Raw genomic sequence first — 21,560 nt, 5'->3', positions numbered from 1 at the left:
TCTCTCGGGAATCGCTCAGGCGGGCATGGCTGCGGCCGTCTCGCGGTACAGCGGCAGCACGACCTTGAACGTGGTGCCGAGCGTGGGCTGGCTGCTGACTTCCAGCTGCCCTCCCAGCTCGGTGATGTATTCGCGGCTTTCGAACACGCCGATGCCCATGCCGGCCGACTTGGTCGAGTCGAAGGGCTTGAACAGGCGCTCGCGGATGAACTCTTCGCTCATGCCTTCGCCGGTGTCGGTGATCTCGATCTCGACTGCATCGAGCTGCCCGTCCGTATCGCGGCGGCCCAGGCGGATCATCACATGGCCGTCGCGCGGCGTGGCCTCGATCGCGTTCTGGATCAGGTGGCCGACCACGCGCTCGAGGCGTTCGCGGTCCGCCACCACCTGCAGGCCCGGCACCTCGACCACCAGCTGCGGGCGCGGCTCGAAGGCGCTCTTCAGCGCCACCGCCTGGCGCACCACCTGCTCGACCGCCAGCGGCAGCTTCTTGTCGGCGTTCTCGGTGCGGGAAAGCTTCTGCAGCAGCAGCTTCATCTTCTGCACCGAGTGGTTCAGGGTTTCCAGCATGTCGCGCTGGAATTCCGGGTTGTCCTTGTGCTTTTCCGCGTTCGCGTTCATCAGCGACAGCTGGGCCACCAGGTTCTTCAGGTCGTGCACGACGAAGGTCGACATGCGGTTGAAGGATTCGAACTGGCGCGCCACCATCAGCGCGTTGGCGGCGTCTTCCTGGGCCAGGTGGCCGGCGGCCTGGCTGCCGGCGATCTCCAGCAGGTCGGTGATTTCCCAGTTCAGCTTGAGCGGACTGCGGGCGCGCTGCAGCACCACGAAGCCGAACAGCTTCTCGTGCAGGATCAGTGGCACCACCAGCCAGCGGCGCGGATACTCCAGCAGCCAGTCGGGCACCGCCAGGCCTTCGTACTTGTCGGGACGGGCCACGAATTCGTCGAGGTCGACCACCCACTGCGAGCTCTCCAGGAAGCGGCAGAACGGCGAATTGCCCGGCTCCGTCACGCCGCCTTCCGGGCCGTGCCAGCTGGCGCGCGGCTCGTAGCGGCCGGCTTCGTTGCGCTGCCACAGGGTGCCGCCCGGGCTCTCGACCAGCGCCGCCATCGCCTGGATCGCGCGGTCGCCCAGGTTCGGGCCGCGTTCGGACAGGGTGCGCGTGAAGCGCATCCACTCCTCGCGGTAGTCGTAGTTATAGCTGAAGAAGTGCTTGCTGATCGAGACCTTCAGCCAGGAGCGGAAGGTGCCGGAGAACAGGATCACCAGCAGCAGGCTGACCGCGCCGAACAGGAAGCCGGCCTGCATCACCGTGCCCCAGCGGCCGCCGAAGAAGCGCAGGTAATAGCCGGCCGATCCCATCGCCAGCAGGTAGACCGCGGAGCCGAACAGCGCGGCCGAATGGAACATCACGCGGCGCGAGACCACGAAGGAGGTGCTCCAGGATTTGCTGCGCGCCATTGACGCCGCCACCAGCGGCACCGTCAGCGCATTGATCACGCCGCGCGCGTTCCACAGTTCCGGATTCAGTTCGCGGAACAGCATCATGTTGGTGTACAGGTAGAAGTCGTAGGCGAACATGCCGCCGATGCCCAGGCAGGCGAACTTGATCGCCCAGCGTTCCTCGATGGTCTTGTTGCGGTACACCTGTTCGACCAGCAGCATGCCGTACACGGCCAGGCAGGCGAAGGCGGTCACCACCGGCATCGCGCCGAGTGCGCTCAGCAGTTCGAAGCTGAAGTGCCCGGCCAGTAGCGCCCCCAGCAGCAGGACATAGGCGCAGGCGGCCACGAACAGCGAGGGCCGTACATCGAAGGGCAGCCTGATCGGCAGCCATGACGGCGGTTCGCCCCCGCTGCGCCAGTGGCCCAGCAGGGCCACCAGGAACACCGACCAGGCGCCGTCGCGCAGCACCTCGAGCGAGGCGGTGAGCGCGGTCCAGAGCCGGTCATGGGTGGCGTCGAGGGCCAGCACGGCGGCCCACAGCGCGGTCAGCAGGCAGGCGGCGGACAGGGTGCCGCGCTGCGCGCGTCCGCGCCATCCCGACAGCACCGGCAGGCACAGCAGCAGGTAGCCTGCTGCGGCCAGTGCATAACTATAGGCGGCAATATTGGTCACGGTACACCGTCGCAACAGTGGAATGGAAACCGCAGCGCTGACCGCAGAACCGGGTCAGCGTCCGCTGCGGAACAGAACGACCTTCAGGGTATCGATCAGGATCAGGACGTCGAGGAACAGGCTGTTGTTCTTCACGTAGTACAGGTCGTACTGCAGTTTCTGCAGCGCGTCCTCGGCGGAAGAACCGTAGCCGTAGCGCACCTGGGCCCAGCCCGTGATGCCCGGCTTGACGCTGTGGCGCACATTGTAATACGGGACCACCTCGATCAGCTGTTCGACGAAATAGGGACGCTCCGGGCGCGGGCCGACGAACGACATCTCGCCCTTGAACACGTTGAGGATCTGCGGCAGCTCGTCGATGCGGGTCTTGCGCATGAAGTTGCCGATGCGGGTGATGCGCGGATCATTCTGCTGCGCCCACTGCGGCTTGCCGCTTTTTTCGGCGTCGGTGCGCATGCTGCGGAATTTATGCACGAAGAAGGTGTTGCCGTCCTTGCCGACCCGCTCCTGCGAGTAGAACACCGGACCGCGGTCTTCGAGCTTGACGGCCAGCGCGGCCAGCAGCATCAGCGGCAGGGTCAGCACCAGGATGATCACGCTGCACACGATGTCGAAGCTGCGCTTCATGAAGGTGCGCACGAAGCTCTGGTCGAAGCCGCCGCCGAACACCAGCCACGAAGGCTGCAGCGAGTCGACCCGGATCTGGCAGGTCTCGCGTTCGAAGAAGGTGGCGGCGTCGGTGACCTTCAGGCCGGCCAGTTTGCACTCGAGCAGTTCCTTGATCGGAAAGCCGCCACGGCGGTTCTGCACCGACACCACGACCTCCTCGACGTTGTACTGGCGCGCCAACGACACCAGGGTATCGCCTTCGCGTCCGTTCAGCAGGCTGGCCGAGGGCACGCACAATTCCTCGTTGGGCGAGGGGATGAAGCCGGTGATGTTGTAGCGGTGGTAGCTGGTGCTCTGCAGGGCCAGGTCGCTGCATTCCTTGGCCAGCGGGCCGCTGCCCAGGAACAGGATGCGGGTCTCGAGGAAGCGCAGCTCCGAGCTCTTGAAGAAGATCATCCGCGCAATGAAGATGCCGGCGGCGGCGATCGCGAACACCAGCGCCAGGATGCCGCGTCCGAAATACAGGTCGGGAGCGACGTAGAACACCAGGGTCAGGATCAGGAAGCCCATCAGGAAGGACGGCATCAGCTTCATGAAGAAGGGATTGCGCAGGCCTTCGTTGAAGTCGAGCTGGTACATGCCCATCGCGCTCATGCTGAAGATGATGGCGGCGGTGAAGGCGATGGCCGAGGTGAAGAAATGATCGAGGTTCTGGATGTTGGGAAGACTGACCGGCTGGCCCAGTTCAATGAAGCGCACCGCCGCACCGACATAGGCCGCGCCGAGGAGCACCAGCACCTCGACGAACAGCAAGACGAAGACGATCTTCGATACGTAGTGATTCGAAATCTTAAGCACGCTACCCTCCGGTATTCTTCTTGATTACATACTGCAGTGCTTATTGAGACAGGTTGTGCACGTACCAGTCCATGGCTTCCTTCAGCCCTTCGCCGATGCGGTGGGTGGGCGCATAGCCCAGCATCGCGCCGGCCTTGCCGATGTCGGCCTGGGAGTGGCGCACGTCGCCCGCGCGGAAATCAACATACGCCGGCCGGTGCGCGGCCACATGCGGGAAACGCGGCGCCAGCAGCTCGCACATCATCGCGTGCAGCTGGTTCAGCGAGGTACGGTCGTTCAGCGCCACGTTGTACACCTGGTTGGCGGCCTCGCTACCGGACGTTGCCGCCAGCAGGTTGGCCTGCACCACGTTGTCGATGTAGCAGAAGTCGCGGCTGGTCTCGCCGTCGCCGTTGATGCGCAGTTCCTCGTTGCGGATCAGGGCCGCCACCCACTTCGGGATCACGGCGGCATAGGCGCCGTTCGGATCCTGGCGCGGGCCGAACACGTTGAAATAACGCAGGCCGATCGATTCCATGCCGTAGGTGCGGCCGAACACGTCGGCGTACAGCTCGTTGACGTACTTGGTCACGGCATACGGCGACAGCGGCTTGCCGATCCGGTCCTCGATCTTCGGCAGGCCCGGATGGTCGCCGTAGGTCGAGCTGGACGCGGCGTAGACGAAGCGTTTGACTTTCGCGTCGCGCGCCGCCACCAGCATGTTCAGGAAACCGGTGATATTGGTCTCGTTGGTCAGCTGCGGATTCGCGATCGACCGCGGCACCGATCCGAGTGCGGCCTGGTGCAGGACGAAATCGACGCCCTCGCAGGCACGTACGCAATCCTCGGGCGAGCGGATATCGGCCTGCAGGAAGCGGAAGTTGGCCCAGGCGGCCTCCCCCACCAGCTCGCGGACCTGGTCGAGGTTGCGCTGGTGGCCGGTGGCGAAGTTGTCGAGAGCGGTGACGCGCTGGTTCAACTTGAGCAGGGCTTCGACCAGGTTCGAGCCGATGAAGCCAGCAGCGCCGGTGACCAGCCAGTGGTAGCTGTGCTGGCGCAACTGCTGTTGGACATCTTGAATCTTGTTCACGTTTGCAGACACTTTAGGGATTGCGCGGCCGCCCGCGCAGGCGGACGGCCGTATTGGGCAGTATTACAGGCGCCAGACGCAGTAGCCGGCTTCACTGATCGCTTTCGGGTCGAACTGCGATTTGACGTCGATGAAGCAGCCGTTGTCGTTCAGCTTGGACTGGAAGTCGAGCAGCGAGCGGGCCAGCACTTCCTTGTGCGGGACGGCCACCACCAGGGCGTCCGCCTTCGGCAGGTCTTCCCAGCGTTCCAGCTTGATGCCGTATTCGTGCCGGGCTTCCTCGGCTTCGGCGACAGGATCGTAGACGTGCACGTCGCAGCCGTAGGATTCGAGTTCGTGGACGATGTCGGCGACCTTCGAGTTGCGCAGGTCCGGGCAGTTCTCCTTGAAGGTCAGGCCGATCACGTTGACCTTCGAACCCTTCACGTGGAAGCCGGACGAGATCATCGACTTGACGGTCTTTTCGGCCACGAATTTCGCCATGCCGTCGTTGATGCGGCGGCCGGCCAGGATCACCTGCGGGTGGTAGCCGACCATCTCGGCCTTGTGGGTCAGGTAATACGGATCGACGCCGATGCAGTGGCCGCCCACCAGGCCCGGACGGAAGGGCAGGAAGTTCCACTTGGTACCGGCGGCTTTCAGGACTTCGAGGGTGTCGATGCCGACCTTGTCGAAGATGATCGCCAGTTCGTTCATCAGGGCGATGTTCAGGTCGCGCTGGGTGTTCTCGATGACCTTGGCGGCTTCGGCCACCTTGATGCTGGAGGCGCGGTACACGCCGGCCGTCACCACCGATTCATACAGCCTGGCGACGCGGTCCAGGGTCTCGTCGTCGTCGCCGGACACGACTTTCAGGATGGTGGTGAGGGTATGTTCCTTGTCGCCCGGGTTGATGCGCTCCGGCGAGAAGCCGACGTGGAAGTCCTGCTGCCACTTCATGCCCGACTCTTTTTCCATGATCGGGATGCAGACTTCCTCGGTGGCGCCGGGGTAGACGGTGGACTCGAACACGACGATCGCGCCGCGCTTCATGTGCTTGCCGACGGTCTTGCTGGCGCCCGCCAGCGGGGTGAAGTCGGGGTTATGGGCGATGTCGACGGGGGTCGGGACGGCGACCACGATGTAGTCGGCCTGGGACAGCAGCGATGGGTCGGTGGTGACTTCCAGATATTGCGCTGCTTTCAGCTGCTCGGTCGAGACCTCTCCGGTGGGATCGACGAACTTCTTGTAGTTTTCAACCTTACTTGCCGACAAGTCGAAACCGATGGTTTTCGCTTTCTTGCCGAATTCGACAGCCAACGGCAAACCAACATAGCCCAAGCCTACTACTGCGACGACTTCATCCGCTTTCATATCACGTCCCGATCAAGTATTGATTTTTGCCATTATATTAACTTTTAATATAGCACGGAAATATATGGCACTCAACAAACGACTTACATTACTCTTAAAAAACAACAGGATGGGGTTGCCGGTTGCCAACTCATCCATAGCCTAAATGCAATTTTAGCATCTTCAAAAAAAAACAAGATTTAATGTCGCGCTATCGTGCGCGTACTGTTGAGCAAGGCGGTTGCGGGTCAGGATATTTATGATGGGTTCCAAATCTTGGAACAGAGTTTGCGCGAGCGTCAATACAAGACACGCAAAAAGCAGGGCTCTGCATCGATACGGAATGCTAAGACAACAGTTTATTTATTGATATCAATATTTCTACAGCGGCTGGCTGGCGACGAGCCAGGCGCGTTCGATTGCGCACGATTGTTGGCGAGCCCGGCTGCGCATCACTTACAATGCGGAGGCATTCATGCATTTTAGTTAACAGACCTTCTGTACCCCGATGCAGATGCGGAGCCTGGCTTTGAACGAACTGGAATTCACTTATATAGATGCAAGCGCGGCCGAGACGACGGTGCTGGACGCCTGGGTGCGCAGCCATCCGGCGGCCAGCGCCTACCAGCTGTCCGCCTGGTGCCGCGCGGTCAGCGAGGCTTACGGCTACCGCAGCCAGGTATTGGCGGCGCGCCGCGGCGGCCGCCTGGCGGGCGTGCTGCCGCTGTGCACGATTGCCCGTCCCTTCGGCAAGCCGCGCTGGGTATCGCAGCCCTTCTGCGACCTCGGCGGTCCGCTGGGCGAGGATGCGCAGGTGACGGCGGCGCTGGCGGCGCATGCGCGGCGCGAACTCGGCGTCCGTCAACTGAACTCGCTCGAGCTGCGCTGCTCCGCCGGCCCCGGCGATGGCAGCGGCCTGGAGGGACGCAAGGTGCGCATGGTGCTGCAGCTGCCGGACAGTGCGGAAGCGCTGATGAAATCCTATCCGCCCAAGCTGCGCAGCCAGATCCGCAAGGCGGAAAAGAACGGCCTGGGCGCCGAAATGTCGACCTCGGCCGCGGCCGTGCAGGCTTTTTACGACGTGTATGCGCAGAACATGCGCCGGCTCGGCAGCCCGGCTCACAGCCTGGACTGGTTCAAGGCCATCCATCGGCACTACGGCGCCGACGGCATGTTCGTCATGCTGGTGCGCCATGAAGGCAAGGTGGTCGGCGCCGGCTGGGTCCTGCTGTGCGCAGGCAAGGCGGTGATTCCCTGGGCCTCGACCCTGGCCGACTACAACCGCCTGGCGCCCAATATGCTGCTGTACTGGGCGATCCAGTCCCACCTGTGCACGCTGGGTATCCGCGAATTCGACTTCGGCCGCTCGACCTTCGGCGAAGGCACCTATAAATTCAAGGAGCAGTGGGGCGCGCTGCCGCATCCGCTCGCCTGGCAGGAGTGGAAGGCCGGCGCCGAGTTGCCAGTCGCCGAATCGGGCCTGTCCCGCGCCGGCAGCCTGCGGCCGCTGATCGAAAAAGCCTGGAGCAAGCTGCCGCTGAGCGTGGCCAACCAGCTGGGACCGCGGCTGCGCCGTTACATCACATTGTAGTCAGGCCGCATTTAATGTTTCGTGCGACCTTGCTTAATGCTAATTTCAATTTTATTATCGTAAGACATTTCGTCCGCACCGGCGGCACCGTTCCCCGTACCGCTCCATGAAGCTACTGACCTTCAGCACCCTGTTCCCGAACCAGCAGCAGCCCAACCACGGCATCTTCGTGGAGACCCGGCTGCGCAACCTGGTGGCCAGCGGCCAGGTCGCGTCGCGGGTGGTGGCGCCGGTGCCCTGGTTCCCCTCGCGTCATCCGCGTTTCGGCCAGTACGCCAGGTATCCGGCGGTGCCCGCGCGCGAGGAGCGCCACGGCCTGGACATCCGCCACCCGCGCTACGTCACCCTGCCGAAGGTGGGCATGAATGTCGCACCGATGCTGCTGATGCAGGGCGCGAAGGGCGAGATCGGCCGCATCATCGACGAGGGCTACGACTTCGACGCCATTGACGCCCATTATTTTTATCCGGACGGCGTGGCCGCCGCCATGCTGGGCCGCTACTTCAACAAGCCGGTGGTGATCACGGCGCGCGGCTCGGACGTCAACCTGTTTCCGCAGTTTCCGCTGCCGCGGCGCATGATCCAGTGGGCCGCCAGCCAGGCCAGGGGCATCATCACCGTCAGCCAGGCGCTGAAGGACAGCCTGGTGCAGCTGGGCGTGCGTCCGGCCGCGATCACGCCGCTGCGCAACGGCGTCAACCTGGACACCTTCCGCCCGCTCGACCGCGAGGCGATCCGCGCCACGCTCGGCCTGACGCAGTACACCCTGATCTCGGTCGGCCACCTGATCGAGCTGAAGGGGCACCACCTGATCATCGGAGCGCTGCCGGGCTTGCCCGACGTGGTTCTGTTGATTGCCGGACACGGCCCGGACCGCGGCAAGCTGGAAGCGCTGGCGCAAAGGCTTGGCGTGGCCGACCGCGTGCGCTTCCTGGGCGCGGTGCCGCAGCCCGAACTGAAACAGTATTTCAATGCGGCCGACCTGATGGTGCTGGCGTCCAGCCGTGAAGGCTGGGCCAATGTGCTGCTCGAGTCGATGGCCTGCGGCACGCCGGTGGTGGCGAGCGCCGTCGGCGGATCGCCGGAAGTGGTGGCGGCGCCGGCCGCCGGCATGCTGATGCCGCACTACAGCAGCGAGGGCGTGCTGGAAGCGGTGCAGCAGCTGCGCGCACGCAATCCGGACCGGGCGGCCACCCGCCGCTATGCCGAGGGATTCAGCTGGGACTTCACCACCCGCGGCCAGATCGACCTCTTCCAGAAAATCATTGTAGATTACGCCGCGTGAGACTTTCTTTAGCGATCTTCCGGCCAGGGAGCCGGGCATGAGCACCTACCAGCGTTCCGCTGCGCCGATCCCGGTGCTGATGCGCGCCATCGGCGACAGTTACGCCCTGTGGCCAGCACGCAAGGCGCGCCTGTGCATCGTGAACTACCACCGGATCCTGGAAGTCTCCGACCCGCTGCTCGAGAACGAGCCCGACGTCCGGACCTTCCGCAAGCACATGAAGATGCTGGCGGACTGCTTCAAGGTGCTGCCGCTGGACGAGGCGCTAACCGCGCTGCAGCAGGGCCGCCTGCCGGCGCGCGCGGTCTGCATCACCTTCGACGACGGCTACCGCTCGGTGCACGACCTGGCGCTGCCGGTGCTGCGCGAGTTCAACCTGCCGGCCACCGTGTTCGTCAGCAGCGGCTACGTGGACAGCGACGAGAACATGTGGAACGACCGCATCGTCGACGCCGTCCGCGCCGCTGTCGGCCAGGAGCTGGACCTGCGCGCCATCGGCGCCGGCCGGCATCCGCTCGACAGCATGGAGGCGCGCTGCAGCGCGGTGCGCCAGCTGACCACGCGCGCCAAGTATCTGCCGCCCGCCGAGCGCATGGCGCTGGTCGAGGAACTGGAAGCGCTCGCCCGTCCCGCCGGCCGTCCGCTGATGCTGAGCGCGGAGATGGTGCGCACGCTGCAGGCATCGAACGTCGAGATCGGCGCGCACACGGTGTCGCACCCGATCCTGACCAGCCTGCCGGACGCCGACGCGATGGCCGAAATCGCCGGCAGCAAGGCGGCCCTGGAAGCCATCCTGGGCCGGCCGGTGCGCCATTTCGCCTACCCGAACGGCAAGCCCAGCCTCGACTTCGACGAACGGCACGTGGCGATGGTGCGCGATGCCGGTTTCGCGGCCGCGTTCTCGACGGCGCCGGGTCCGGTCACGGAAGCGGATAATGTGTTCACTCTGCCGCGTTCACGGCCGTGGGACACGAGTACCTTCTTTTATATGTTGCGCCTGCTGCGCTGGCTGGCCAGCTAGGTTTCATTTGTCTTCACTGCCGTACAAGAAAGCCCCAGATGCAAAACAGGAGCAATTCCACTTTGACGGAAATCCACGAGCCGCCCGTGCAGACCGATGTGCCGCAGAGCGCGGCCTTCGATGAAGCACCGGCGGCGCCGCTTGCCGCCAGGCCGGGCGTGCTGCTGGTGGCTTTCCACTTCCCGCCGCAGCGCGGCAGCAGCGGCATCCAGCGCACGCTGAAGTTCGCCCAGCACCTGCCCCAGCTGGGATGGAAGCCGCTGGTGCTGTCCGCTCACCCGCGTGCGTATGTGGCCTCGAGCGACGACCAGATGAACGACGTGCCGGGCGACCTGGTCGTGCGGCGCGCCTTCGCGCTCGATTCCGGACGTCACCTGGCGATCCGCGGCCGCTACCTGCGCGGCATGGCGCTGCCGGACCGCTGGATCACCTGGTTGTTCGGCGCCGTGCCGGCCGGCCTCAAACTGATCCGCGAACACCGCCCGCGCCTGATCTGGTCGACCTATCCGATCCCGACCGCGCACCTGATCGGCTACACGCTGAAGCGCTTCACCGGCCTGCCGTGGATCGCCGACATGCGCGATCCGATGACCGAGGAGCACACGCCCCCCAACCGCCTGGTGTGGCGCGCCTACCGCTGGGTGGAAAAGCTCACGGTGCACAACTGCACGCGCATGGTGTTCACCACGCCGGGGGCGCTGGCGATGTACCGCGCGCGCTATCCGGAGGTGCCGCCTTCGCGCTTCGGCCTGATCGAGAACGGCTACGACGAAGACGACTTCGTGCGCGCCACCGCCAGCTACGTACCGAAGCCGAAGGGCGACGGTCCGCTGGTGCTGCTCCACAGCGGCATCATCTATCCGACCGAACGCGATCCGAGCGCGATGCTGGCGGCGCTGGGCGAACTGCGCCGCGAGGGCCTGATCGGCCCCGACACCCTGCGCGTAGTGCTGCGCGCCTCGATCCATGAAGACCTGCTGGGCGACCTGATCGACCAGCACGGCCTGCACGGCCTGGTGGTGCTGGAACCGCCGATTCCGTATCGCGCGGCGCTGGCCGAGATGCTGGACGCCGACGGCCTGCTGGTGATGCAGGCGGCGCACTGCAATTCGCAGATCCCGGCCAAGCTGTACGAATACATGCGCGCGCGCCGTCCGATCCTGGCGCTGACCGATCCGGCCGGCGACACCGCCGCCACCATGCGCGGCGCCGGGCTGGACACCATCGTGCGGCTGGACGACAAGGACGACATCAAGGCCGGCGTGATGCGCTTCGTCGGCCTGGTGCGCAGCGGCGAGGCGCCGCTGCCGCCGGAAAACGCCAGCGAATTCTATTCGCGCCGTTCGCGCAGCAGCCAGTTCGCGACCTTGCTGGATGAAGTGGTGAAGGAACACGCGCGCCAGGACTGACGCGCGCGGTTTTGTTCAGCGTTACCGAGGCCGGGCGGCCAGCTGTTCGGCAGTTGAATAAATGGTGATGCCCTGCCCCGCCATCTTTTCCAGATGGTCGAAGAAGGCGCGGGCCGGGATGAACCAGGAATCGCCCTCGCCCACCTTGCCGTTCACGCGCAGGCCGGCGCGCTCGAACTCCTCGCGGAAATACGCGCGCAGGTCTTCGCGCGCGGCGTAGTCGATGCGGCGCGCCGCCACCGCCGGCGCGAACGGACGCACCGGCACGTCCCAGTGCTTGCCCTCCTTGTCCAGGCACGGCAACTGGTAGGTGCGCTCCTCCCAGATCGGTTCCGGGAAGCGTTCGCCCATGGCGTCTTCCACCACGTGGTAGAAGGTCACCGGCCCCATCGAAATGCCCAGCCCCAGCACCTTGGCGCCGTCGAGGCCGACGAAGCGCTGCCACGGCGAGCCTTCGCCGAAGATCGAGGGAGCGCGGTGATGGGCTTCGGTCAGGTACTGCGCGTGCCTGCCCCAGGCCGACACCGAATGAGTCGGGTGCACGCTGCGGTGGGTGGCCGCCTCGCGCAGGAAGGTTTCCGGCAGCCGGCCCATATTGGTGCCGTGGCTGCGCGGATCGAACACATAGCCTTCCATCTCGCAGGTCGCCTTGACGGTGCCGGCCGGCAGATAATAGGTCGGCACCAGCAGCGTGCCTTCCGCGCCGACCGCGTCCTGCAGCGCCTTGACCACGCTCGAGGCGCCGCCTTCCACATAGCCGAGGCTTTTCAGGGACGAATGCAGGAACACTGTGTCGCCCGGCCGGATGCCGAGGCGCGCCAGGTCGCGGGCCAGGTCGGCGCGCGTCACGTGGCTGCCGGACTGGCGGAGCTGGCGCTCGCTGCGGCGGCGGCGCAGCGCTTCCAGGGCCGCCTTGACGGTGCGCTTGAGGGGTTTAAGCATTGCCGGCGAGCTCGATTTCCAGCAGGTTGGCGTCGATGCAGAACTTGGCGGCCCAGTTCAGGTATTCCCACTGGCCGTAGTCGCCGTTCACCGGGAAGGAACCCTTGATGCCGCCGACCATGCCTTCATGGCCTTCGAAGCGCACGGTGCGGCGCACGAAGGCGGTCAGCTTGCGGCCGGCCTCCAGGTAGCGGCGCTCGCCGGTCAGGCGGTGCAGCAGGAACAGGCAGTGCGCGATCTGCACCGAGCCGGTCAGGCAGACGTAGTTCACGGCGCCGCGGAAGTTGCGGTCCAGGCGGCCGGCCAGGTAGCCGTCGGCGCCGATCGCTTCGACCAGGCTCTTGCCGGTACGCTCGGCCGCCTGCAGCAGGTCGGCGCGGCCGGACAGCAGGTGGCCTTCCAGCACGCCGCGCAGCACGTAGCCGATGGTGTGGGTCAGCGGGTTGTCGGCGTCGGTCAGGCAGTTGGAGGCGAACCAGCCGTTCGGCTGCTGCTTGCCGATCGCCCAGTCGACCTGGCGCAGGCCGGCCTCGCCGTAGCCATTGCCTGGCGCCACGCGCTCGGCTTCGAACAGGCCCCACGACACATGGGTCTCGTAGGCCTTCTCGCCCGGCTTGGCGAACGGGGTCGGGAACTTGCGCCAGCAGCCGTCTTCGTCGAGGCTGTCGCGCAGCCAGGCGGCGGCGCGGCGCATCGAGTCCAGGTAGCGCTCGTCCTTGTATTCGGCGGCGCCGGCGGCCAGGCCGATCAGGATCTGGCCGGTATTGAAGGTCACCGGCACGCGCGGGGTGGCGTCGATCTTGCCGCCCATGAAGCCGCCTTCCGGGAACTGGATCTCCACGCACCAGTCCAGCATCCGGCGCGCGCGCGCATGCAGGCCGGCGTCGCCGTTGCGGTTCGCCATCGTGATCATGGTCGGAATGATGTAGCCGGTGGTCTCCGGATAGGAGGTGGCCCAGCCCTTCTGCAGGCTGAAGTCGCGCGCCACGCCGCCGTCCTTCGAGGCCGAGTTGTCCTGCGCCGTGCACAGCCATTCGGTGCAGGCGGCGATGACGGCTTCGGGGCCGGGATCGCGGGCCGGCAGGCCGCGCTTGTCGACCTCCAGCTCGGCCTTGGCCATGTCGGACAGCGGCGGCTGGGAAAGCTGGTGCTTGATTTTTCGTAGCAGTTGGAACACGGGCAGCCCTGAGTAAAAAAATTATTAAATTGTAAATAATGATGGCATTGATACCACTCAATGTCAATTTCGCGATATGCCCATCAGGCGAGCGCCGCAGGCATGGCTATTATTGTTTAAGAATTATTTTACTCCAGGCAGCTTTGTTGCCATTTTCGATATGTGCGAGGTATTTACGGCCGGCTCAGGCAGGCACCGAAGTCCTCGAAGGCGCCATAGCGCGCTTGTGCGGGACGGGGTCCGCCGCACAGGTCAGGCCCGATATCGCCGGCGTTCGAACGGCGTGCAGCCGGTTCGCGCCATTGGAAATCGAGGGCGAGCGGGTCGCGGAACAGCGCGCGGTAGGGATGGCTGCCGAGGTAGAGGCGCGCCGCCGAGGTATACAGATTGTCGTCGAGACGCACGATGCCGTCGTCGCGACTGCGGATCATGCCGTCCACCAGATTGCCTGCGAGGTCGGCGCTGCTCTCGGGGAAACGCACGGTGATGCCACCGGTATCGACCAGCGTATTGTGCTGCAGCCGGCTGCGCGCGGCCGCATTCAGATAGATGCCGTCGTCGGAGCACGAGGCGACCAGGTTGGCGCGCAGCGTACTGCCGGTCTGCTCGGTGATGCACTTGCCGTCCCTGCAGTATTCCTTTCCCGTGCCGCCGCCGCCCAGCGACAGGCCGATCCGCTGGCCGGGGGCGCCGCGCAGCCTGTCTTCGCAAATCACGATGTTCTGCTCGAACAGGTTGTTGGCGCCACCGCCCTTGGCGAATGCGCCGTAGCTGATGCGGTCGCCGTCGCCCTTGATGAAGTCGCTGATCAGGTTGCGGCGGACGACCCAGTCGCTGGCCGTCACCAGGTCGATCGGCGTGACCGGCCTGGTGGTGAGGCGCACGCTGTCGTTGCGCAGCGTATTCGATTCGATCAGGCCGTGGTCCGGGTAGCGGCCTTTTTCCGCATTGATCTTGAAGTGGGCATCGAAGTCGACGATGAGGTTGTTGACGGCCGCGAAGTGGTGGGCATCACCGACGACGTGGAAAGCATGCTCACAATAATAGGCTTTGGGGCAGCTGCCTCGCAGCGAAAGGTTTTCGAAGCGCCAGTACGGCGCCGATATCCGAAAACCTTCGCCGGCGCCGATCTCCAACTGGACGCTGCCGGGCTCGACAGCACGCACCACGATGGGCGCATCGGCGCGGCCGGGATGGAAGGCCTCGATCGTCCGGCTGGCCTGATAGCGGCCGGGCAGCAGGGTGATCACCTGCCCCGGCGCTGCCGCTGCGACGGCGCGCAGCAGGCCGGTGCTGTCCGATACCAGTACTTCGTCGGCGCCCGGCGCGGGTTTGCCGGAACCGGTTGTCGTGCCGCCGCGCTGCATGCCAACCGTGCCGGACCAGGCAGCGCCTCCCGGCAGCTGTTCGCCACGGTCGGCCCGCACCAGCCATTCCCGGGCCGTGCGGCCGACGCCTTCGATGACGGCATTATGGCCGGCACTGCGGCGCTCGAGATAAGGTCCCAGCGAACGCGGCGTGATGCCCATGCTGGACAGCGTATACAGTCCCGTGCTGGCGGCGGCCGCCGCCAGCAGCAATGCCGATCCCGCTGCCCACGCCCAGCGGCGGCTCCGGTGTTGCGCCACACGCTTTTTTCTGGCTTTTTGCATCGACATTTCACCCAAGAACGTTGAAAATTGCCTTAGAGATACTACTACACGGTTTTGCGTGTCAACAATCTAGTGATTTGCGTCATTCTCACCACATTTCTTAAAATAAAAATATTGATTCGGCGCCTATACCTGAATATTTATTGACAACAAAATCGTTAGACAATACAGTTAAGTGTTGTATCGAGGAATTATTTTGGAACTTTTTGATTGTGCGTTTGATATTTTTCCCACAGTAAATTAATTTCCTACGGTAATCTGAACTTATTCCGAGCAGCACTATTTCTGTGCGGCGACTTTTTTTGGATAAGTTCAGATATGCGTAACTCTTACACTTCTCGTCCTCTTCTTCTGGTTATTTGCGCTGCCTTGTCCGCATGCGGCGCTGGCAGCAGCGTGGATAGCGCGTCGAACGCTTCCGCTTCGGCCTCCACCGCCAACCCGGCCACGACCGCCGGCTCGCTGGTTACCAACGTACTCAACGGTCCGATCACGACCACCGTCACGCCGCCCACGACCTCGACCGGCAGCGGCAGCGGCAGCGGCACCGGCTCGACCACCACCGGCGGCATCACCACCGTCCAGCTGACCAGCGTGGCGACCGCTTCGCAGACCAACGCTGCGGCCACCTTCGGCCAGGTATTTGCTCAAGGCGACGTGCCGAGCGGCCAGACTGTGGTCGCCAAAACCGCCAGCGGCGCCACGGTTCCCCTGCAGATGGACGTCAAGGCACGTCACGCAGACGGCTCGGTGCGCCATGCCGTCCTGACCGTACAACTGCCGAGCACGGCGGCGAAGCAGTCCGACACCGTGACCCTGTACCGCGCCACCGCCGCCGCCGCCGCCGCCCCGGCAAGCCCCGCAACCCTGCTGAACAACGGCTTTACCGCCAGCGTGAACCTGACCATCGCCGGCGTGAAATACACGGCATCGGCCGATACCCTGCTGAAGTCCGGCAAGGTCACGAGCTGGCTGGCCGGCCCGCTGGTCAATGAATGGATCGTGTCCACGCCGCTGAAGGATTCGGCCGGCAACGAACATCCGCACCTGATGGCCCAGTTCGCCATCCGCTCCTACACCGGCAGCAAGGCCGCACGTGTCGACGTTACCGTCGAGAACGACTGGGCCTACGATGCGTCGCCGCAAAACCTGACCTACGACGCCCAGGTCCTGGTCGGCGGCCAGGCCGTCTACACCCAGGCCGCGCTGACCCATTACCACCACGCGCGCTGGCGCAAGGTGTTCTGGTGGGGCACCGAGCCGAAGCTGGACGTACGCCACAACCTTGCTTACCTGCTCGCCACCAAGGCGGTGCCGAACTATGACCAGTCGCTGGTGATCAAGGAAGCAACGATCGCTTCGTGGAACAGCCAGTGGACCAACAGCAAGACCGGTCCGATGAACCCGGGCGTGGGCCAGCCCTACATGCCGACCACCGGCGCCCGCAGCGATATCGGCCTGATGCCGGCCTGGAACGCGCTGTACCTGCTGAGCATGGACCAGCGCATGAAGAACATCTCGCTCGGCATGTCGGATCAGGCAGGCGCCTGGCCGTCGCACTACCGCAACAAGACCACCGGCCGTCCGGTGACCCTGGCGGAGTATCCGTATTCGACGACCTTCAACGCGAAGTACGACTCGCTCAACCCGGCAACCGGCCAGCGTGAAATCTTCCCGGTCTGCACTACCTCGTGCACGAGCCCGATGGTCGCCGACACCTCGCACCAGGCAGCGTTCTCCTATCTGCCGTATCTGGTGACCGGTGACTACTATCACCTGGAAGAGCTGCAGTTCTGGGCCAACTTCAGCAGCTTCGCCAGCAACCCCGCCTATCGCTCGTACGGCAAGGGCCTGGTGGGTTCGGACCAGGTGCGTGGCCAGGCATGGTCGCTGCGTACCCTGGCGGAAGCCGCCTACATCACGCCGGACAACGATCCGCAGAAGGCGAACTTCACGGCCATCGTCAACAGCAACATCGACTATTTCGACGCGAAATACACCAACAACGCCTTGGCCAACAAGCTGGGCGTGATCGAAAACGGTTATGCGATCGTGTACGACACCAACACCGGTCTGGGACCGTGGCAGGATGACTTCTTCACCTCGGCCATCGGCCACATGGTGGAACTGGGCTTCACCCGCGCCCAGCCGCTGCTGACCTGGAAGTCGAAGTTCGTGGTGGACCGCATGGTTGGCGACGGCTACTGCTGGATCCAGTCGTCGGCCTACACCCTGAAGGTACGCGACAGCGCCACGTCGCCGCTCTACACCTCGATCGGCCAGGTCTATAAGAACACCTTCCCGTCGACGTTTACGAGCCTGGCTTGCGCCAGCCCGGAAATGGCCGCCAACCTGAAGCTGCGTACCGGCGAAATGGTGAGCTACCTGACCGCCCAGAGCCCGCAGTCGATCATGCGTCCGGCACTGGCCTATGCCGCCGGCGCGAACGCGAACGGCAAGAAGGCATGGGACCTGTACGCCAAGCGTCCTTACCAGCCGGACTATGCCGCTGAGCCGGAATACGCGATCGTTCCGCGCTAATCCGACCCGGTAACCGGTTCTGCCCGACACCCTGCAAGCCTGGCTTGCAGGGTGTTTTTTATTTAAGACCTGTAGCACAACACACACGGTTTCCAACCGTGTTGCCCATACTCACGTGTTATTCTATCGACCATTCTCATCCAGGCAATCACGGATATGATCGATAACCTAGCCTTGCTATTGTTCGGATCGCTGATTCTCTATACGGTCTTTCGCGCAATCAAACTCGACAAGCTGTTGCCATGGTTTTCGGCCGACAGCGAGCCGCCCCAGGAACAACCGAAGAAGAAGCGCAAATAAGCAGCAGCTTCCGAATTCCGCCTGCCCCGGCGCTTGGCGAGATGGCTTCGCGCAGGCAATGAAAGCACTATGCAATCTCTCTTTTTGTCGGCCGTCTTTTTCACCCTGATCTTCACAGGGTTCTCCGCCGCCTTTGCCGCGGCTCTAGGCTTCGTCTGGGTCGACGTGGTCAAGCCCCAGCAGCTTGCCTGGTCCATCATCACCGGCTGGCCGCTGTCCATGATCGCGGCGCTGGCGATGGTTGCGCAGTATGCGCTCAAGGACAAGAAATTCCCGCCCAAGTTCGGCTCGATCCTGCTCCTGTTCGCCGTGTTCACCGTATGGGTGACACTCACGACGATGATGTCGACCATTCCGGACCGGCCCTGGGCCAAATGGGACTGGGTCTACAAGGTATTGCTGTTCGCAATATTCATTCCCTTCGTCTTCCGCTCGCGGGTGCAGATCGAATCCTTCATCCTGGTCTTCGTCTTCTCGGCCGCGACGATCTTCTTCTCGGCCGGCGTAAAGACCCTGCTCGGCAGCGGCGGCTACGGCGTGCTCGCCATCATGGGCGGCGGCAACACCGGCTTGGCGGAGGGCAGCACCCTGGCGGTGGTCTGCATCATGCTGGTGCCATTGATCGTGTTCCTGATGCGCCATACGATCGTCTTTCCCAGGAACTGGAAGACCTACGGGCTGTTCATCGGCATCATCGTCACCGCCCTCGCCACCGTGGTCGGTACGGGTGCCCGTACCGGCGTCATTGCCGTGGCCGTCCTGTGCGGACTGTCCGCGCTGCAGTCGAAAAAGAAGCTGTGGTGGCTCGCCGGCGCGGCTTTGGCAGGCGTCATCTATTTGAATATCGACCTGTCGCATACGCGCTGGGGCGCCCGCATGTCGACCATCGAGACCTATAACAAGGATTCGTCCGCGCTCGGCAGGCTCAAGGTGTGGGAATGGACGGTCAAGTACACCGTCGAGAACCCCCTGGGCGGCGGCTTCGACTCCTTCCTGCACAACAGGATCGCCAACGTGACGGAGGACGGCACCATCCAGTACTACCCCGAGGGGCGGCTGGTGGGCAAGGCCTTCCATAGCGTGTATTTCGAAGTGCTGGGGGAACAGGGCTTCCCTGGCTTCGCCATGTATTTCTCGATGATCCTGATCGCGCTGGTCAAGCTGCGCAAGCTGAAGAAAAAATGGGCGAAGCATCCGGGCATGGCCTGGCTGGTCTCGCTGGCCGATGCGCTGATCAGCGCCATCCTGATTTTCCTGGCCGGCGGCGCCTTCGTCGGCATCGCCTACCAGCCCTTCATTTTCTACATGCTCGGGCTCACGGTCGCCATCGACCAGTATTCGGCCCGCGTGGAACGCGAAAACCAGATCAAGGCCAAGGCACAGGCACAGGCGGCAAAAGCAAAAGAAGGTGTGACGACGTGAAGCTCAACCAACTCGCCGGGCTACGGGGGATCTGCGCATGGTGGGTCGTGTTCTTCCATTCGCTGGCCCTGCTGGGCAACTCGATTCCGCTGCCGCTCGCGCACCTGATCGCCCATGGCTACCTGGCGGTCGACCTGTTCTTCCTGCTGAGCGGTTTCGTGATCTTCCTGAGCTATCACGCCTCGCTCGCAAAGAACTTCCCGCATAGCGTGGGCCGCTTCTACTGGAACCGCCTGTCGCGCATCTATCCCCTGCATGCCGTGATGCTGGGCGGCTATCTGATGCTGTTCGCGGCCTTTTATTTCTTCTCGAGCAGCCACGCCGCGCCGGAATCCTATACCTGGAGCACCTTCTTCCAGAGCATGTTCCTGATCCATATGTGGGTCGGCAGCGACCTCACCTGGAACGTGCCGTCCTGGTCGATCAGCTCGGAATGGTTCGTCTACCTGTTCTTCCCGCTGATGGCCTACAGCCTGCGCAAGCTGCGCGGCGGTGTTGCCGCCCACCTGGCGGTGCTGGTGCTGGTTGCCCTGCTGCTGCACCTGGTGTATGCATTCAACGGCATCGAGTCGCTGGGCGCGGGCGTTCCGCGCATGGCCCTGGTCCGTACGCTGCTGGAATTCCTGATGGGCGTGTTCATCGGTTCCCTGTACATCAATCACCGCGAATTCCTGGAAAAATACCGCAACGCCGCGCTGCTCGGCTTCGCCGGCCTGTGCGTGCTGTATGCCAGTGCGCCGCTGCCGGATTACGCCACCATCCCGATGGCGTTCGCCTTCCTGATCGCCTACCTGAGCGTGACGACGTCGCCGATCACCGCTGCGCTGTCGAATCCGGTGCTGGTGTACCTCGGCGAGATCTCGTATTCGACCTATATGGTGCACTACCTGGTCTACGACCTGCTGAAGGCGGGCTTCATGTCGAACGCGAATGAGATCAAGCCTCTGTACGTGTGGCTGTCGTTCGCGCTGGTCCTGCTGCTGTCGGCGCTGCTGCACCACGTGGTCGACGATCCGGTGCAGAAATATTTCCGCCGTCGCCGTCCGGCGAACAAGGCCGCGTGAGGGAAAAGAAGAGAGGAATTCTGTGGCGCGGCTGGCGGGGATCGAACCCACGACCCTTGGCTTCGGAGGCCAAAAATAGCCAGCGATAGATACTTTATCTCCTCGCGATTCTATCTTTATTGGCACAATTTTGGCACACTTAAAGCTCAGTTAGACCTTCAATCGACAAGCATGCCAACCATCCGTAAGAAGGGCGAGGGCCAGTGGCACGTCCAAATTCGCAAACGTGGGTTCCCATCACAGACGAAGACTTTTACCAAGGAGGCTGACGCTCGACGATGGGCTACTATCATCGAGTCGGAGATGGAGCGGGGAGTATTCGTGTCACGCACCGAAGCCGAAGCGACGCTTGTTAAGGAGGTGTTAGAACGATACGACGTAGAAGTGCTGCCAACCAAACGCGGCCGCATGCCAGACAGGTCACGCCTCAAAATGCTGAAGGAGGTATTTGGTGAGTACCGGTTGGCAAGCTTGACGTCCACGCAGTTAGCAAAGTACCGCGACGAGCGTTTGAAAGTCGTTGGCCCACAAACGGTCATCCACGAAATCAATCTTCTGAACAGGGTGCTCAAGGCCGCGACTTTGGACTGGGGAATCGCGTTACCTGCCGGTTTGCCAACCGCTCAAGTGCGCAAGCCTCCTAAGCCACGGGGCCGTGATCGTCGAGTGTCTGCAGAAGAGATCGCAAAGATCTTAGAAGCTACGGAGTCTGCTGAGCTGCGAAGCATTGTCATACTGGCCGTCGAGACCGGAATGCGCCGAAATGAGCTGGCGTCACTTCGCTGGGAAGACATCGACCTTAACAAACAGACTGCGCATTTGCCGAAAACGAAAACCGATGTACCTCGCAATATCCCACTCTCAAGATCGGCTGTCGCAGCGTTGAAGAGTTTGGGAACGAAGAATGAAGGGCGCGTGTTCGCACTACAGGGCGAATCAATGAGCCAGGCTTTTGAGCGGGCATGTGAACCGCACAGGGCGAACGTTGTCGATGTTCGTTTCCATGATCTGCGGCATGAGGCAACTAGTCGTCTGTTTGAAAAGGGCCTTAACGTAATGGAAGTGGCTGCCATTACAGGACATAAAACTCTCGATATGCTGAAACGCTACACTCATCTTAAAGCTGAGGATTTAGCCAAAAAACTTGGATAGGATAAGCTCTGCGTG

The 21,560-nt window shown here is 63.3% G+C and carries 16 protein-coding genes and 1 tRNA gene; 9 read left to right on the top strand and 8 right to left on the bottom strand.

The features are described from left to right. Nucleotides 1–15: 15 nt before the first annotated feature. From prsK to AC1DOP_RS16690, 4 genes are all read right to left on the bottom strand, one after another. A complete protein-coding gene (gene prsK / locus AC1DOP_RS16705) occupies nucleotides 16–2,121 on the bottom strand; it encodes an XrtA/PEP-CTERM system histidine kinase PrsK (RefSeq protein ID WP_442122907.1) in 2,106 nt (701 codons plus the stop codon). Nucleotides 2,122–2,175: 54 nt separating this feature from the next. Next, nucleotides 2,176–3,588 (bottom strand): TIGR03013 family XrtA/PEP-CTERM system glycosyltransferase, encoded by a 1,413-nt coding sequence (locus tag AC1DOP_RS16700; RefSeq protein ID WP_442122906.1) that lies wholly within the window; start codon nucleotides 3,586–3,588, stop codon nucleotides 2,176–2,178. Between the two features lie 40 nt (nucleotides 3,589–3,628). Beyond that, nucleotides 3,629–4,657, bottom strand: a complete 1,029-nt coding sequence (locus AC1DOP_RS16695) for an SDR family oxidoreductase (RefSeq protein WP_477252307.1) — start codon at nucleotides 4,655–4,657, stop codon at nucleotides 3,629–3,631. A gap of 63 nt (nucleotides 4,658–4,720) precedes the next feature. Next, nucleotides 4,721–6,010 (bottom strand): nucleotide sugar dehydrogenase, encoded by a 1,290-nt coding sequence (locus tag AC1DOP_RS16690; RefSeq protein WP_442122904.1) that lies wholly within the window; start codon nucleotides 6,008–6,010, stop codon nucleotides 4,721–4,723. A 508-nt stretch (nucleotides 6,011–6,518) separates the two neighbouring features. Here AC1DOP_RS16690 and AC1DOP_RS16685 point away from each other — a divergent pair. From AC1DOP_RS16685 to AC1DOP_RS16670, 4 genes are all read left to right on the top strand, one after another. After that, on the top strand, nucleotides 6,519–7,580 hold the full coding sequence (locus tag AC1DOP_RS16685; protein WP_442122903.1) for a GNAT family N-acetyltransferase: 1,062 nt from the start codon (nucleotides 6,519–6,521) through the stop codon (nucleotides 7,578–7,580). A gap of 106 nt (nucleotides 7,581–7,686) precedes the next feature. After that, nucleotides 7,687–8,865, top strand: coding sequence for a glycosyltransferase family 4 protein (locus AC1DOP_RS16680; protein WP_442122902.1), 1,179 nt, complete (start codon nucleotides 7,687–7,689; stop codon nucleotides 8,863–8,865). A gap of 37 nt (nucleotides 8,866–8,902) precedes the next feature. Beyond that, complete coding sequence (locus AC1DOP_RS16675) at nucleotides 8,903–9,886, top strand: polysaccharide deacetylase family protein (protein ID WP_477252304.1); 984 nt, start codon at nucleotides 8,903–8,905, stop codon at nucleotides 9,884–9,886. A gap of 86 nt (nucleotides 9,887–9,972) precedes the next feature. Next, a complete protein-coding gene (locus AC1DOP_RS16670; RefSeq protein ID WP_442122900.1) occupies nucleotides 9,973–11,295 on the top strand; it encodes a glycosyltransferase in 1,323 nt (440 codons plus the stop codon). Nucleotides 11,296–11,316: 21 nt separating this feature from the next. Here AC1DOP_RS16670 and AC1DOP_RS16665 read toward each other — a convergent pair whose 3' ends face one another. The 3 genes from AC1DOP_RS16665 to AC1DOP_RS16655 all read right to left on the bottom strand — a co-directional run bounded on the left by AC1DOP_RS16665 (nucleotide 11,317) and on the right by AC1DOP_RS16655 (nucleotide 15,042). Beyond that, nucleotides 11,317–12,237, bottom strand: a complete 921-nt coding sequence (locus AC1DOP_RS16665) for an AAC(3) family N-acetyltransferase (protein WP_442122899.1) — start codon at nucleotides 12,235–12,237, stop codon at nucleotides 11,317–11,319. Beyond that, a complete protein-coding gene (locus AC1DOP_RS16660; RefSeq protein WP_477252301.1) occupies nucleotides 12,230–13,414 on the bottom strand; it encodes a hypothetical protein in 1,185 nt (394 codons plus the stop codon). Before AC1DOP_RS16660 ends, AC1DOP_RS16665 begins: the two co-directional genes overlap by 8 nt. A 173-nt stretch (nucleotides 13,415–13,587) precedes the next feature. Then, nucleotides 13,588–15,042 (bottom strand): right-handed parallel beta-helix repeat-containing protein, encoded by a 1,455-nt coding sequence (locus AC1DOP_RS16655; RefSeq protein WP_442122897.1) that lies wholly within the window; start codon nucleotides 15,040–15,042, stop codon nucleotides 13,588–13,590. Between the two features lie 420 nt (nucleotides 15,043–15,462). Here AC1DOP_RS16655 and AC1DOP_RS16650 point away from each other — a divergent pair, with 420 nt between their 5' ends. From AC1DOP_RS16650 to AC1DOP_RS16635, 4 genes are all read left to right on the top strand, one after another. Beyond that, on the top strand, nucleotides 15,463–17,607 hold the full coding sequence (locus AC1DOP_RS16650) for an RIFT barrel domain-containing protein (protein ID WP_477252299.1): 2,145 nt from the start codon (nucleotides 15,463–15,465) through the stop codon (nucleotides 17,605–17,607). A 156-nt stretch (nucleotides 17,608–17,763) separates the two neighbouring features. Then, nucleotides 17,764–17,907, top strand: a complete 144-nt coding sequence (locus AC1DOP_RS16645) for a hypothetical protein (RefSeq protein ID WP_442122895.1) — start codon at nucleotides 17,764–17,766, stop codon at nucleotides 17,905–17,907. A gap of 69 nt (nucleotides 17,908–17,976) precedes the next feature. After that, on the top strand, nucleotides 17,977–19,329 hold the full coding sequence (locus tag AC1DOP_RS16640) for a putative O-glycosylation ligase, exosortase A system-associated (RefSeq protein ID WP_442122894.1): 1,353 nt from the start codon (nucleotides 17,977–17,979) through the stop codon (nucleotides 19,327–19,329). Continuing rightward, nucleotides 19,326–20,393 carry an acyltransferase family protein gene (locus AC1DOP_RS16635; RefSeq protein WP_442122893.1) on the top strand — a complete coding sequence of 356 codons (1,068 nt, stop codon included), beginning with the start codon at nucleotides 19,326–19,328 and terminating at the stop codon, nucleotides 20,391–20,393. The genes AC1DOP_RS16640 and AC1DOP_RS16635 overlap by 4 nt, the downstream gene beginning before the upstream one ends. Nucleotides 20,394–20,416: 23 nt before the next feature. Here AC1DOP_RS16635 and AC1DOP_RS16630 read toward each other — a convergent pair. After that, nucleotides 20,417–20,499, bottom strand: a tRNA-Arg gene (locus tag AC1DOP_RS16630). Nucleotides 20,500–20,564: 65 nt separating this feature from the next. Between AC1DOP_RS16630 and AC1DOP_RS16625 the strand changes: the two genes are divergently transcribed. Beyond that, nucleotides 20,565–21,545, top strand: a complete 981-nt coding sequence (locus AC1DOP_RS16625; RefSeq protein ID WP_477252296.1) for a site-specific integrase — start codon at nucleotides 20,565–20,567, stop codon at nucleotides 21,543–21,545. The last annotated feature ends 15 nt before the right edge of the window (nucleotides 21,546–21,560 follow it).

This window comes from Massilia sp. 01N410 (assembly GCF_056399665.1).
The sequence above is the reverse complement of the archived record's forward strand: the minus strand, read 5'-3'. Positions and strand labels throughout refer to the sequence as shown.